Consider the following 13,898-nt stretch of genomic DNA (forward strand, 5'->3'; position numbering starts at 1 on the left):
CTCTTCTCTGTGTGGGGAAGCGTGGGGCGGGGTGGGCGGAGGCGGTCAACGTCCGTCCGTGCGGGGCGTGTCCGCGTTGACGGCCTCGCTCACGTGCTTCACCTGGGGCGGCCGCACGAGGTCGTAGTGGCTGGTCTCCAGGTGGTGCAGGCTCGACGGCCGGGGCAGCAGCGCCTCCCAGGCCGCGGCCTGCACGTCCGGCGATCCCGGAACCGGCAGCCCCGGCGTGGGCAGCCCGGCCAGCCACAGGGTGCTCGCCGTGCGGGCCAGCCGCGGCAGCCGGTGATCCGCCATGCTGTGCAGGTTCGCGCGGCAGCACCGGGTGAGCCGGTCCGCGTACTGCTGCGCCTCGTCGCCCAGGGGGCGGCCGGTGTCCTGCCGGGCCAGCTCGTGGGCGAAGACCGTCCGGATCTGCTGCTCGTCGTAGCCGCCGAGTACGGGACCTGCGCCGGGCGGCGGCGGGTCGAGCAGATAGACGTGGTCCACGGGCGCCGTCTCCGCCTCCGCCGCGGCCGCCATGGACAGTGCCACCCAGGCGCCGAACGACCAGCCGGCCAGCCGACGGCGCCAGGTGCCGTGCGGGAAGCGGGCCTCCAGGGCCGCGTGGTAGCGCGCGGCGCGTTCGGTGAGGGGCCAGGGCGGCAGTCCGGGGTCGTGCAGCGCCGGGTCCGCGATCAGGCACACGGTCAGCCGGGGATCGAGGGCCGTGACCAGCGGCCGGTACGCCTGGATGTCGCCGCCCACGGGGTGCACCAGGCACAGCACGTCGCGGCCGGTGCCCGCCTGCCAGATCTCCAGCCGTACCGGATCGTCGCCTGGGGCCTCGGTGCGGGCCGCGGCATGGAGGTGTGCGCGTATCTCGTCGAGGCTGACGCGGTGGCTGAACCGGGACAGTTCCAGCTCGATCCCGTACCGGTCGTGGAGATCCGTGATCAGTTCGAGGAACGTCAGGGAATCGGCGCCCAGGTCGTAGAGCGAGGACGACGGGTCCAGGGAGTCCGCGCCCAGCAACCGGCAGAGCAGGCCGGTCAGTTCGGCGGCGGTCGGGAGGGCGCCGGGGGCCGGGCCGGGGTTGGTGGTCTCCGCCGTTGCCGTTGCCGTTGCCGGAGCCGGGGCGGGCCCGGCGGGCTCGTAGAAGGAGCGTGCGTGGTCGAGGTCGGTCGTGGAGACCAGCAGGTGCGGCAGTTGCCGCCGCAGCGCGTCCGCGAACACCCGCCGGCCCTCGTCGGCGGTGAGACCGACCGTCAGGTGGGCGCGGTGCCTGGTGTCGTGCGGCAGGGCGTCCCCGGCCATGCCGACGTCGCTCCAGATGTCCCAGTCGACGGCGATGCGGACGGTGTCGTCGGACGGGCCGGGACGGTACTGGGCGAAGGCGTCCAGGAGTCCATTGGCGGCGGCGTAGTCGAACTGTCCTGTGCCGCCGTACCAGGCCGACATCGACGAGCAGTAGACGGCGTAGGCGGGGCGGTGCGTCGCGATGAGACCTTCCATCAGCAGGGCCCCGTGCAGCTTGGCCGCTGTCCCGTGCCGCATCGCGTCGGCGTCGCGCCGCACCAGCAGGGCGCCGGACGCGACGCCGGCCGCGTGGACGATGCCGTCGATGCGCAGGCCGTCCTGCTCGATGCGGGCCCGTACCCGCTCGGGCGGTTCTTCGGCCAGGTCGGCCGCGAGCAGCTCGACGCGGTCCGCCCAACGCACCAGCGCCGTGGGCAGGTTCGCGCGCCGGGACACCAGGACGACGTGGCAGTCCGTGGTCTCCAGCAGGTGTGCGGCGATGCTGCTGCCGATGCCGCCGGTGCCGCCCAGGACGAGCCACCGGGCTCCTGCGCCGACGGGCCGGCAGGACTGCGGCGCGGGAGCCGCGACGGGCTGCGGCGTCGCGTGCCACCAGTACCCCGAGCGCAGCGCCAGCCGCCGGGGCGGCGGATCCGCGTCCTCGCCGTGCTCGTCCGCCAGCACGGACACCAGCGCCGCGGCCCAGTGCGCGGGCCGGGGCGTCGGCAGGTCGAGCCAGCACGTGGCCAGGCCGGTCTCCTGACGCGGCACGTCCACGGCCCCCGCGAGGAGCCCCAGTTCGGGACGCTCGACCGCCCCCTCGACCGGCTGGGCGCGGTGCGACAGCCACCAGACGCGCGCCGGACCTGCGGCTTCGGCGTGCTCCGCGTGCTCGGCGAGTGCCCGCACCAGTGCGGCCGGTGTGTCCAGGCAGGCCCAGCGGGCCCGCGCGAGGGCAGTGTCGCCGACCTCGCCCCGCACCGACAGCGGCAGCGCGTGCAGCCAGTCGAGACCGGCAGGCGCCGCCTCCCGCAGGGCGCGCAGCAGCAGGCCGAGCGAGGCGGCGTCGGCGGGATCGACGGTGTAGACGTCGTCGGCGCACCGGGCGAAGGAGTCACCCGCAAGGACCCGGACCACTCGCCCGTACGCCGGTGCCAGGCCGTGCCAGTCGGCGGCCTCGGCGGGCGTGGCGGTCATGATGACCAGCGTCCGTGAACTTGCCTGATCCGTACGGGTGTGGGCCCGCTTCAGCCGCGTCCAGGCGGGCTGGTGCAGCCAGCGGTCGGCGGGGAGCCGGTGCGCGCCGTCGCTCGGCCCGTCCGGTGTGCCGGGCGCGGGCCGGGGGAAGTCGTGCGCGGACAGGTCGAAGGCGGGCGGCGGGAAGTCCCAGGGGGCCTGGGCGCCGCCGGCCGGCCACCGGACGGGGTGCCCGGCCGTCCAGGCGGCGGCCAGCCGTTCCGGGGCGAGGTCCGGCGCGAACGGCCGGTCCGTCCCAAGTGGTGCCTGATCTCCGGGAGTTACCTGCGTGCCGGTGGCCGTACGCAGCCACGCGACGGCCGAGGCGGCGTCGGGGCACACCGCGGCGGCGCGCCACCGGTGGGCGGGGCGGCCCGCCTGGAGGTGGCGCAGCACCTGCTCGTAGCTGTCCGGGCGGGCGCTCAAGTAGGCCGCGATACGGGTCGCTTCGGCGCGCAGGCCCGCCGCGCTGCGGCTGGACAGGACGAGGCAGGGCACCGTATCGGGCCCCGCCGCCGGGCCGGCAGGCGCGCCCTGTTCGAGGATCAGGTGGGCGTTGGTGCCGCCGATGCCGAAGCTGCTGACGGCCGCCACCCGCGGCCGGCCGGACGGCCACGGAGCGGAACCGGCCGGTATGTGGAAGGGCGCAGGGTCGTCGCCGATGTGCGGATTGAGGCGCCGGAAGCCGACGTTGGGGGGTATCAGGCCGTGATGCACCGCGAGGGCGGCCCGTACGAGTCCGACGACACCGGCGGCCGCGCCGAGGTGCCCGATCTGGCTCTTGACGGACGACAGCGCGCAGCGCCCGGACTCCGTCAGGCCGAACGCCTGGCGCAGGGCGCCCACTTCGACTGGGTCGCCCAGCCGGGTGGCCGTGCCGTGCGCCTCCACGTAGCCGAGGTCGGCGCTGCTGCGGCCGCTGCGCTCCAGCGCGGTACGGATGACCTCGCGCTGACCCGCGAGGGAGGGCGCGCTGTAACTCATCTTGTCGGCGCCGTCGTTGTTCAGGGCCGAGCCGGTGACGACGGCGTAGACGGTGTCCCCGTCGCGGCGGGCCTGCGAGAGCCGTTTGAGTACGACCACGCCGACGCCGCTGGCGCCGATGGTGCCGCCCGCGTCGTCACTGAAGGGCCGGCAGTGGCCGTCGGGGGAGAAGATGTGCTGCGGCCGGTAGGTGTAGCCGTCGCTGAGCCGGGTGTCGACCAGGACTCCGCCCGCGAGCATGACGTCGGCGTCGCCCTGACGGAGCAGCCCGGCGGCGACGTGCACCCCGGCCAGGGAACTGGCGCAGGCGGCCTGCACGGTGAGCGCGGGGCCGGTGAGGTCCAGGTGGTAGGCGGCCTTGGTGGCGAGGAAGTCCTTGTCGTGGTGGAGGGCCAGCTGGAAGGAGTCGGGCAGCGCCGCCGGGTCGCCCTCGCGCAGCATCTCCTGGAAGTACGTGTTCTCCCCGCAGCCGGCGACGAGTCCGACGCGCCGCACGGCCGGATCGGCGATACCGGCGTGCGCCAGTGCCTCGACGCAGCTCATCAGCAGGTGCCGCTGCTGGGGATCCATCAGCCTGGCCTCCTGGCGGCTGATGCCGAAGTGACCGGGATCGAAGTCCAGCAGGCCGTCCATCTGGCTGCGGGCGCCCACCGTTCCGTCCGGGGCGTCGAAGTGCTCGATGCCCCGGGCACCGGACTCGACCAGCTCCCAGAAGGCACCCAGGTCCCGGGCGCCGGGCAGCCGGACGGCCATGCCGATGACGGCGATCGGTTCGTTCCAGGCGGACGGCGTGACGGAGACGGCCGCCGCGGGCGCTTCCTCGCCGGCTGCGCGGGACCGGCCGTCGAGGAAGCGGCCCAGTGCCCGGATCGTCACGTGCTCGAACAGGTCGGGGATGGTGAAGTCCAGGTCGGGTTCGGCCACGCAGCGCAGGTGGAAGCGCATCAGGTCGAGGCTGGTGGCGCCGACGTCGAAGAAGCGCTGTTCCGGGGCGACGCTCCGGCCGGTGGCCTCGGCGAACAGCTCGGACAGGCGCGCCTCGTGGGCCGGGAGGACGGGCGCTTGCTCGGTGCCGGCGGCGGCTCCGGCTTCCTCCGTGCTCGCTGCCAGGGCCGCCCGGCGGTCCAGCTTGCCGCTGGGGGTGCGGGGCAGCGTGTGCAGGCGGCGGAAGCGGTGGACGCGCAGGTGGGCCGGGAGCAGGGCCGCGAGATGAGTGTCGAGGCCGGTCGGCGGGGCCGCCCCGTCGCGCCACTGGAGGCAGGCCACCAGCTGGGCGCCGTCGAGGACGACGACCGCCTGGACGATCCGCGGATGCCGCAGCAACGCGGCCTCGATCTGGCCCAGTTCGACGCGATGGCCGCTGACCTTGACCTGCTCGTCGTCGCGCCCCGCGTAGTGCAGCAGGCCCTGGCGGTCGAAGCGGGCGAGGTCGCCGCTGCGGTAGAACGTGCCCGATTCCCCGTCGGCCGTGAACCGGGTCCGGTTCAGGGCGTCGTCACCCACGTAGCAGGGCGCGGCCATCGGGCCGCCGATGAGCAGGTGGCCCGTGCGGCCGGGCGGCAGGGGCTGCCCGTCCTCGTCGGCCACCCGCAGGTGCGCGTTGGCCACCGGGCGGCCGATGGCGGGGCGGTCGGGCCAGCGGGCGGGGTCGCCGTCCAGGCACAGTCCGCTCACCACGTGCGTCTCGGTCGGTCCGTAGTGATTGCACAGCCGCGCGCCGGAGAGCCCGGCGAACCAGCGGCGGATCGCGTCGGTGCACACCAACTGCTCGCCCGCGGTGACCACTTCACGCAGCCGTGACGGGTAGCGGCCCAGCCGGACGCCGTGCTCGGCGAGCAGGTTCAGGGCCACGTACGGCAGGAAGACGCGTTCGACGGCGGCGGCCTCCAGCTGCTCCAGCAGGGCGGGCACGTCCTGGCGCCAGCCCGGCCGGATCAGGTGCAGCAGGCCGCCGCCGCACAGCGTGGTGAAGATTTCCTGGAAGGACACGTCGAAGGACAGCATCGAGAACTGCTGGGTGACGGCGGGCCCGCCGAGGCCGCCCTCTTCGGCCTGCCACGACAGCAGGTTGCACAGGGTGCGGTCGGGCACCCGGACGCCCTTGGGGGTGCCGGTGGAGCCGGAGGTGAACAGGATGTACAGCGGCCGCAGGCCCTGGTGGGGCTCCGGGTCCTGCGGGGCGGGCGGATGCTGCGGCAGGGTGACCGGATGACGGGGCAGGTCCGGGCCGGCGACCGCGTCGATGGCGGACTCCTCGCCCGGCGGCAGCAGCACACACAGCGGCTCGATGCGGCCGAGCACCTGCCGCAGCAGCGCGGGCGGATACGACGGATCGAGCGGCACCGCGGTCACGTTCAGACGGGCCAGCGCGAGCAGCGCCACCACGTGCTCGACGGACGGAGGCAGGTGCAGCGCCACGCAGGCCGGTGCGTCGGCGGCGGGCAGCGGGTACCGTGCGCGCAACTCTGCGGCCAACGCCGCGGCCTGGGCGTCCAGTTCGCGGTAGCTCAGGGTGCGGTCGCCGTGGGTCACCGCCGGGGCGTGCGGGGCGCGCCGCACCTGGCGGGCGAAGCCGTCGGCCACGGTGGCGAAGGCGGGGGTGGCCGGAGTGCCGAGGCCGGGGCCGGCGAGTGCGCGCCGGTAGGGGGCCACGACGTCGGCGAGGGTGCCGGTGCCGCCTGCGGCCAGCCGGTCGAGTCCCTGGACGAACAGGTCCGCGAGGGCCTCGATGTCGGCGGGGTCGAAGTGGTCGTCGGCGTACTCCCACAGGCAGTCGAAGCCGTTCTCGTGCTCGACCACGGACAGCGTCAGCGGGCACTTGGCCTCGGTCGGCTGGAGGAACTCCGGGCGGCTGTCGCAGTCTTGCAGCGCCAGCGCCCCGAAGTCGGTGTTCTCCAGGACGAACAGGAAGTCGAAGGGCGTCCCGCCGGTGCGGACGCCCCGGCCGTCCAGGACGTCCGCGAGCCCCACATCCTGCCGGTCGAGCACCGTCTGCACGGCCGTCGACAACATCCTTATCTGGTCGCTCAGTTCGGCCGCCGGATCCAGGGACACCGGCAGCAGCACGGTGTTGGCGAACATGCCGACGCTGGACTCGAAGTCCGGCAGCGGCCGTCCGGCGACCGGCGCTGCGATGACGGGACGGGCCTGCCCCGTGACGCCGTACAGGCTCCACGCGTAGGCGCTGAGCAGCACGTGGAAGCGGGTCAGGCCCAGTTCGGCGGTCAGCCGGTCAAGTGCCGTGCGGCGTACGGGGTCGAGCGAGGTGCGCACGAGGCGGGCGGTGGGGCGGTTCGCGGTGTGCAGCGGCTCCAGGGCCGGGGAGGGGGGCTCCAGGCCGTCGTAGTACGCCCGCAGCTCCGCGCGCTGGGTGCGGTAGGCGTCGTGGGTGTGCCAGTCAGCCTGCCAGAGCGCCAGGTCAAGTGGCGTGGGGGTGCCGTCCTGCGGTCGTTCGGCTGCCGGGTCCTCGCCGTCGCGCAGGGCGGCGGCGTAGCCGGTGGACAGGTCGTGGAACAGGACGTTGAGTGACCAGCCGTCGACGGCGATGTGGTGCAGGTGCAGCAGCAGCGTCCCGCCGCCGTCCCGCGGCAGCAGCCCGGCCCTGAGCATCCGTGGATCGGCCAAGTCGAATGGGTCGCGTGCCAGTTGGCGGGCCGCCGCCTCCTCGCCCTCCCCGTCATCGGTCACGATCTGCCGCCACGGGTCGTACGGCTCGGACACCCGCTGCACGAGTCCGCCGGACGTGGCCTCGAACGCGGTGCGCAGGGCGGGGTGGCGTGCGACCAGCCGCCGCAGGGCGCGGCGCAGCGCGGGGACGTCGAGGTCGCCGCGTATCCGGAAGGCGAGGGGCACGTCGTAGGCGCGGGACTGCGGGGCGCGCTGCTGGAGCAGCCACAGTCGCTGCTGTTCACAGGTGGCCGGGGCGCTGTCGCGTCCGGCGACAGGGGCGGGCAGTGGCGGGTGGACGCGGTCGCCCGCGGCGCGGCCCGCTGCGACGGCGGCGGCCAGCGCGCCGAGATCGGAGCCGATCACCAGCGACTGCGGCACATCGCAGCCGTAGCGCCTGCGGACCTCGAAGCGGAGCCGCAGCGCCTTGAGGGAGTCGCCGCCCAGGGGGATCCACCGGTCGTCGAGCCGCAGGTCCGTGGCGCCGAGCACGTCACCGGCGAGGTCGAGCAGTTCGCGCTGCCAGGGTGTGGTGCCGGTGTCCGTGCCGCCGGCGGGCCGCCACGGCCGGACGCCGCGGGAGCGCAGGGCGTCCTCGTCGATCTTGCCGTTGGCGGTGCGGGGGAGTGCGTCCACGAGGTGCAGGTGGTGCGGGCGCATGTAGGCGGGCAGCCCGGCGGCCAGGTGACGCTCGAACCGCTCGAACGACAGCTCGCCGTCCGGGACCAGATAGGCGAGGAGTTCGCCCGCGCCCGCGGTGTCGCGGCGGGTGCAGACGTACGCCTGCCGGACCTTCGGGTGGGACTCCAGGCAGCGCTCGACCTCGCCCGGCTCGATGCGGAAGCCGCGCACCTTCACCTGGCGGTCGGCGCGGCCCAGGTACGTGAGCAGGCCCGCCCCGTCACGGCGTACGAGGTCGCCGGTGCGGTACCAGCGGGTGCGGCCCGCGTCGTGCCAGGGCAGCGTCACGAACCGGCGGGCGGTCTCATCGGGCAGGTTGCGGTAACCGGCGGCGAGGCCGTCCCCCGACAGGTACAGTTCCGCGGCTTCCCCGGGCCGGGCCGGGCGGGTGCCGTCCGCGACGAGGAGCGTGCCGGTGCCGGGCAGCGCCTCGCCCAGGGGTACGACATCGCCGTCGAAGTCGCGCGGGATGGGGTGGCACAGCGCGAACGTGGTGGACTCGGTCGGCCCGTAGACGTTGAACAGCCGGGTCGCGGACGTGGCCGCGTTGTGCCGGTACCAGCGGCTGACCGCTCGGGCGTTGAGCTGCTCGCCGCCGATCAGGACCTGCCGCACCGAGGAGAAGCAGTCGGGCACCTCGTGGGTCACCGCGTTGAACAGCGCGGTCGTGACGAACAGGGTATCGACGTCCTCTCGGCGGAGCGCCGCGGCGAGCGCGTCCGGAGTCTGCACGTCCTCGTCGGCCAGGATCACGCAGCAGCCGCCGGTCAGCAGTGGCACCCACACCTCGAAACTCAGGGCGTCGAAGGCGGGGTTGGACAGACAGGCGTAGCGTGCGCCTTCGACCAGGTCGAGGTAGCCGTCGCGGGCCAGCCGCAGCACACCGGCGTCCCGCACCTCAACTCCCTTGGGCCGGCCGGTACTTCCCGAGGTGTAGAAGAGGACCGCGACCGGTGGCCCGTCGGACGGGGCGGGCGGCGCTTCGGCGGGCCGGTCCGGGAGGCCGCCGGGCGCGTCGGCGGCTGCCAGCAGCGCCGATGACGTGAGCTGGGTGACGGCCGTGGGCAGCGCCTCGTCCGGTGCTGCGTCGTGCACCAGCACCATGGCGCCCGCGTCCCGCAGAATGTGCGCGCGTCGCTCGGGCGGGCTCTGGGCGTCCAGAGGCACCACCACGGCACCGGTCCGCAGCACGCCGAGCAGCACGCAGACCAGCTGCCAGGACCGCGGCAGGCACACCGCGACGGCCTGGCCGGGGCGTATCCCGTGGCGGCGCAGGGCGGCGGCGACGGCCGCGCTCAGCCTGTCGAGCCCGGCCCGGTCGAGCGCCGGCCCGCCGTCCACGACCGCGGGCGCGTGCGGCGCGCGCCGCACACCGGCCAGCACCGCAGCCGCCAGCCCCGCTGCCGCCGGCGATGCGGGCGTCCCGGGGGCGTCGGCAGTCATCGTGCCTCCCTGACCGGGGCGGTGGCGTCCGGCTGTGCGGGCCGGGTCACCGGCGGTGGCGCGCACCGCTCCAGTTCGCGTTCGAGCACGGCGGCGATCAGCGGCGCCTCGGTGTTCTCCAGCATTTCCCAGTGGCCGCAGTCCACCGGCTCCACGTGGTAGCCGCCGCCGGCCCGCCGGTGCCAGAACGTCCGCACGGCGTCGAGGAACGCCTCGTCCGCGCCCCCGCCGGCCGCTTGTAGCAGCACCAGCCGCGCCGCGGAACGGGCGGGGACGTGCTCGCGCGCCGTCATGCGGTTGTGGTTGTAGATGCGGAAGTACTGCTCGATCTGCTCGTCGTCGATGCCGGGGTACATGCCGTTGAAGCGGACGAGCTTGTCGCGGAACTCGGCCATGTCCACCGGTGTGACGGCGGCGCGCTCTGCGGGGTCGTCGGTGGCCTGCGTGTCGAGCAGGACCACGCTGACACCGGTCCTGCCCGCATCGGCCAGGCGGCGCCCCATCTCATGGGCGACGAGACCGCCGTAGGAGAGACCGGTCAGCACCAACGGGCCGTCCCCCAGCGGCTCGATGAGCCGCAGATACGCCTCCGCCATGGCCTCGACACTGGGCAGGAACGATTCGCCCGGATTGACCCCCGGCGACTGTATGCCGTACAGGCCGACGCTGTCCGGCAGCACCTTGGCCAGCGAGAGGTAGCAGAAGGCGGTCCCGCCGCCAGGGTGCACGCACACCACGCGACGGCCGCTCGAACCGGCCCGGAACGCAATGAGGTTGCTCGCCGGACGCCCGGCCGCGCCCCGCCTGATGAGCCCGCCGAGGTCCTCGATGGTCGGGTGCAGCATGATGTCGCGGACGGCAACCGTCTCGCCCAGCCGCTCCCGCACCCCGTGCGCCATCTTGATCGCGGACAGGGACGTGCCGCCCAGGTCGAAGAAGCTGTCGCTGATGCCGATGTCCTCGGTCAGCAGGATCTCCTGCCACATCTGATAGAGGCTCAGCTCTATGTGGTCGCGCGGGCCGGCCACGTTGACCTGGGTGGTCGCGGCGGCACGTGCCCGCTCGACCAGGGCCGCCCGGTCGAGCTTGCCGCTGCGGTTGAGCGGCAGCGACGGGACCTCCACGAAGAGGGCGGGGATCATGTAGTCGGGGAGCCGCGCGGCCAGCAGGGCGCGCCATTCGTGCGGCAGGCGCGGAGGCGCGTCGCCCCTGCCGATGCCGGCCACCAGGCGCAGTTGCCCGTCCGTGTCCCGGTCCGCGAACACCGCCGCCTCCCGGACGCCGTCGAGCGCCAGGACCGCCGCCTCGACCTCACCCGGTTCGATGCGGAAGCCGCGCAGCTTCACCTGGTCGTCCGAGCGGCCCAGGTACTCGGCGTTCCCGTCGGGCAGGCGCCGGGCCAGGTCACCGGTGCGGTACAGGCGCTCGCCGGGGACGAACGGGTCGGCGATGAACCGTTCTTCGGTCAGGTCGGGCCGGTGCAGATAGCCCTGGGCGAGGCCGGCGCCGCCGAGGTAGACCTCGCCCGCGACCCCGGCAGGGACCGGCCGGAGACGGTCGTCCAGCAGATACATCCGCGTACCGGGCAGCGGCCGGCCGATCGGGCACTGCCGCTCCAGCGGCTGCGGGTCGTAGTAGGCGGTGCTGTAGAGGGTGGCCTCGGTGGGGCCGTAGCCGTAACAGACGCGCAGGCCGGGCAAGTGCTGCGTCAGGCGGTACAGCGCCATCTCGGGCAGCGACTCCACGCCGGTCAGGAGCCGCCGCAGACGCAGCCCGGCCAGGCGCCGCGCGGGATCCTCGTCGATCCACTTGACGTAAGCGGGCGGCAGAAAAGCCTGCCCGATCCGGTGCTCCCGCATCCACGCCAGCAGCGCCTCGGGGTCGCCCCGCAGGTCGTCGGGGACCAGGTGCAGGGTGCCGCCCGTGGTGAGCGGCAGCAGCAGCTCGTGCACGGACGCGTCGAAGCCGATGCCGGACCACGCCGACGACGCCTCGCCCGGCTCTGCCCCCATCCTGGCGAGCCAGGTGTCGAAGAGGTTCAGGACGGCGGTGTGCGGCACCGCGACGCCCTTGGGGCGGCCGGTGGAACCCGAGGTGTAGATCACGTACGCCGGTTGCGAGGCCGGTATCCGCACGTCGGGTGCGTCCTCGCGGGTGGCCTCCGCCTCGACCGCGCGCAGGGAAGGCCACGGGCCGGGCGGGTCGTCCGCGTCGCTGAGGACGAGCGCCGGCGCCGCGTCCTCGGCCATCGCGGCCAGCCGGGCCGCGGGCTGCCCCGGATCGAGCGGGAGCCAGGCGGCGCCCGCCTTGAGGATCCCGAGAATCCCCACCACCAGCTCAGCGGTCCGCCCCGCGTGCACGCCGACCACCTGGCCGGGCCCTGCGCCGCGGGCCGCCAGCGCGTGCGCGAGGCGGTTGGCCCGCAGGTCCAGCTCCGCGTAGCTGTGCCGGACGTCGCCGCAGACGAGCGCCGGTGCGTCGGGCCGCAGCCGTACCTGGTCGTCGAAACGCCGCACGAGACCGTCCGGTGCGTCCGATGCGTCCAGTACGGCGGCCGGGCGGCCGGCGTCCCAGTCCGCCACCAGCCGCCGGGTCTCCTCCTCGTCCATCAACGGGAGGTCCGCGATGCCGGTGCCGGGCCACTCGGCCATCGCCGTCAGCAGATTCCGCAGATGCCCGGCGTACCGCTCGACCGTCGCCCGGTCGAACAGGGCGCAGGCGTAGTCGAGATGCCCGACGACGCGCCCGTCGGTCTCCGTCACCGACAGCGCCAGGTCGAACTTGGCGGCCGCGTCGGGGATGTCGAGCGGCTGCACGTCGATGTCCGGCAGGGTGAGCATCCCCTGCTGGTCGGAAACCCAGGCGCACATGGTCTGGAACAGCGGGGTGTGCGCGGGGCTGCGCGGCGGGTTGACCAGTTCCACGATGCGCTCGAACGGCAGGTCCTGGTGGTCGAGCGCGCCACGGACGACGCCGCGCACCCGCTTCAGCGCGGCCGCCGCCGTCGGCGTACCGGACAGGTCGACGCGCAGCGGAAGGGAGTTGACGAAGAAGCCGATCAGGCCCTTCGTGTCACCGTGGCCGCGGTTGGCCGTCGGGGTGCCCACCACGATGTCGCTCTGCCCGGTCAGCCGTGCCAGCAGGACCGACCAGCCGGTGAGCACCGCGACGAACAGCGTGCCGCCGGACTTCCGCGCCACGGACCTGAGCGCCGCGGTGAGTTCCTCGTCGAGACAGAAGCTGACGCGGCCGCCATGGTGGTCCTGCTCGGGCGGGCGCGGCCGGTCGGCGGGCAGCGGGAGGAGAGCGGGGGCACCGGCGAGCTGCTGCTGCCAGTACGCGGCCTGCGCGGCGAACTCCTCGCCCGCGGCCTCCGCCCGCTGCGCGCGGGCGTAATCGGCGTACTGGCGCACCGGCTCCGGCAGCGGATCCGGGATGCCGCTCACCGAAGCGGCGTACAGGAGCCCCAGTTCGCGATAGAGCACCTCCATCGACCAGCCGTCGAAAACGGAGTGGTGCATCGTCAGCAGCAACACGTGATGCCGCTCGCCCAGGACGAGGAGGCGGGCCCGGCCGAGCGGGCCCCGGCGCAGGTCGAAGGGGGTGGTCAGCTCCTCGCGCTGCCGGGCGGCCAGGTGTTCCTCGGCATCCGCACGGCCCGTGAGGTCCTCCACGACGAGGGCGAAGCCGGTCCCGGGCGGATCGATGTACTGGACCACCTCGCCCCCGGCCTCGGCCAGCCGGCTCCGCAGCGTCTCGTGCCGGCGGACCAGCGCGTCGAGCGTCCGCCCGAGTACGTGCCGGTCGAGCGGCCCGCGCAGCCGGAAGGCCATCGCCTCGTTGTAGGCCTCGCCGGCGCCGGGCAGCTGCGACAGGAACCACATGCGCTGCTGCGGGAAGGACGAGGGGGCAACAGCGGCCGGTGGGGCGGGGAAGCGGGAGGAAACGGGGTGGGAGGTGTGCTGAGGCAAGGCTTGTACTTCCCCTCTACGGAGAATGGTGCGTTCACGCATGTTTCGAGCCGCGCGGAGATGTCCAAGGGGGCGCAGGCTGTCCAACGGTGTGCGGGGGTGGGGTGCGCCGGTCCGGACGTCTTCGGGCACGATGCTCAAGAGGCCGTTTTCGGTCACCTGATACCGGCGCCGACGCCGGTGAGGACAGGGGACCTGCGCACGGTCATCTGTGGAAGCTCATGGCAGTCGTGGCAGGTGGCGACAACGTTGCCAAGGCAAGTCGGGGGCGCCGGGGCGGAGTTGCACAGCGGGTACCAGCTTCCTCGTGAGCCGCACGGCGGACGTGCAGACATCGTGCCTGGCTGCGGGAACGGGACGGTGGGGACGCCGGGCGCACGGCGATAATTGATCACGCTCCTATAGCCTGTCAATGGTCTTCCCGGGAGGGGAGAACTGGTCTTCCGGGCGATACTTCTGGCCCTTGACGCGACGGTCAGGTGCATGGGTAGGCTGTCGCTCCGTTTTCAACTACCTGCCTGCCGATGCCGGGCATGCTTCGGTATCCGGGCGGGCGGAACGGCGCGGGAGCTCGGCCGCGGGGGAGTCGAGCGGGCGCGGCGGGGGCCGTTCCCGCTCCGTGACGGGAGCGTCGGCCGGACT

General features: G+C 74.0%; 2 protein-coding genes. Both read right to left on the reverse strand.

The genetic code is table 11. The features are described from left to right. Window positions 1-45: 45 nt before the first annotated feature. A complete protein-coding gene (locus tag LIU39_RS01285) occupies window positions 46-9,285 on the reverse strand; it encodes a non-ribosomal peptide synthetase (protein WP_227043570.1) in 9,240 nt (3,079 codons plus the stop codon). Further along, the gene (locus LIU39_RS01290) at window positions 9,282-13,298 is read right to left on the reverse strand and encodes a non-ribosomal peptide synthetase (RefSeq protein WP_372463763.1); all 4,017 of its coding nucleotides are present in this window, start codon (window positions 13,296-13,298) and stop codon (window positions 9,282-9,284) included. Before LIU39_RS01290 ends, LIU39_RS01285 begins: the two co-directional genes overlap by 4 nt. Between the last annotated feature and the right edge of the window lie 600 nt (window positions 13,299-13,898).

It is taken from the genome of Streptomyces pinistramenti (genome assembly GCF_020564935.1).
GTDB classification, from domain to species: Bacteria; Actinomycetota; Actinomycetes; order Streptomycetales; family Streptomycetaceae; genus Streptomyces; species Streptomyces pinistramenti.

Bases quoted from the DNA above. Each gene is read 5' to 3' on its own strand.
- LIU39_RS01285 (WP_227043570.1), bottom strand. From the start codon at position 9,285: ATGACTGCCGACGCCCCCGGGACGCCCGCATCGCCGGCGGCAGCGGGG.
- LIU39_RS01290 (WP_372463763.1), bottom strand. From the start codon at position 13,298: ATGCGTGAACGCACCATTCTCCGTAGAGGGGAAGTACAAGCCTTGCCT.